The sequence below is a fragment of the Lacticaseibacillus jixiensis genome, from assembly GCF_042847315.1.
Lineage (GTDB): Bacteria > Bacillota > Bacilli > Lactobacillales > Lactobacillaceae > Lacticaseibacillus > Lacticaseibacillus jixiensis.
The window spans coordinates 1-1,360 of record NZ_BAAFPR010000086.1; the positions used below are offsets into that span (position 1 = coordinate 1).

The following is a 1,360-nucleotide window of genomic DNA, read 5'->3' on the forward strand; positions in this document are numbered from 1 at the left end:
TCAGTGCAGACAACGAGTGGGTTCAGCTTGCGGATCAAATGCCATGGCAGAAGTTAAGCGAGGCATACCAATTGGCTTTTCCTTCGAAGCTTGGCCGTGCTGGTAAACCATTTCGCCTGTTGTATGGTGCTCAGTTGATCAAGCAACGAACGGGTTTGTCTGATCGAGACGTTGTCGAAGCGATTCGTGACACCCCGGCTTATCAATACTTCATTGGTATCCCTCAGTATCAACTTAAAGTCCCATTCGATCACACGGCGCTGGCGTACTTTCGCCGGCGGATCGCGCCGATTTCTGAATTGATCCGCAATATCATGACCGATACGGTTCGGGAACGACTTCAACGCCACTTACCAACCAAGTCGGTGATGATCACCGACGCAACTTGTACTCCGGTGAATATCAAGTTTCCCCAAGATACGCATCTACTTAATCAGGCGAGAACAAACCTAGAAGATGACATTAAAGTCATGGCTAAACAGCTTCAAATTGCACCACCACGGACTTACAAGCGTGAAGCTCACGCAAAGTGGACTGCCTTTTCACGCAAACCACGACGTTGGGGGAAGCTCACACAAAAGCAAATCAAAGCCCAACTTCAATACATTCGTCGCGACTTGCGCTATGTCGATGAGATGATCGACCAAGGTGCGACCTTGACCGCGGCGCGGGCTAAGCGACTTGGCGTCATTCGCTTAGTCTTTGACCAACAAGATTACATGTATCGCAACCACACGCATCGTGTCGAAAACCGGATCGTAAGCTTAAGTCAGCCGGAGATTCGTCCAATCATGCGAGGTAAATCAAAGTCCCCGGTTGAGTTTGGACCAAAGATCGATGTTTCGATCATGGATGGCGTGATTGACATTGAGCGTTTCTCTTTCAATGCCTTCAATGAAAGTGGTGACCTTGGATCGACACTTGATCACTACTACGACGTGCACGGCGAATATCCAGACGAGGTACTGTTGGACACACTGTATCGAACTCGCGAAAACATTGGGATGTGTGCCAACCTTGGTATCCGCGTGAGTGGACCGCGGCTTGGACGTAAACCAAAGCATGTGGATCCAGCACAGCGCCATCAGGATCAAGACGCAGAGAACCGCCGCGGCGAAATTGAACGCCGATTCTCGTTCGTAAAGGGGAATCTCGGATTGGATCTTGTCAAAGAGAAGACCGCAGAGACAATTGCGGTTGCCGTAGACACTGGTGTGGTCATGGCGAATTTGGAAAATCTTCTCGCAGTTTTAAGTAGACCAATTTCGATTACTGCCAAAAAGAATAAGACTGCGGTGAAGATTGATTACAAAGTTATCGTGGATTTGCCTGAAAGTTAGGGCTAATTCACCAGCCACTA

1 protein-coding gene is annotated in these 1,360 nt (G+C 48.9%); it reads left to right on the forward strand.

Features of this window, described 5'->3' with window-relative positions; all coding sequences use genetic code 11:
• A partial coding sequence (locus ACGG90_RS15575; RefSeq protein WP_390410730.1) for an IS5 family transposase occupies positions 1 to 1,340 on the forward strand: 1,340 nt, incomplete at its 5' end.
• Positions 1,341 to 1,360 lie beyond the last annotated feature (20 nt).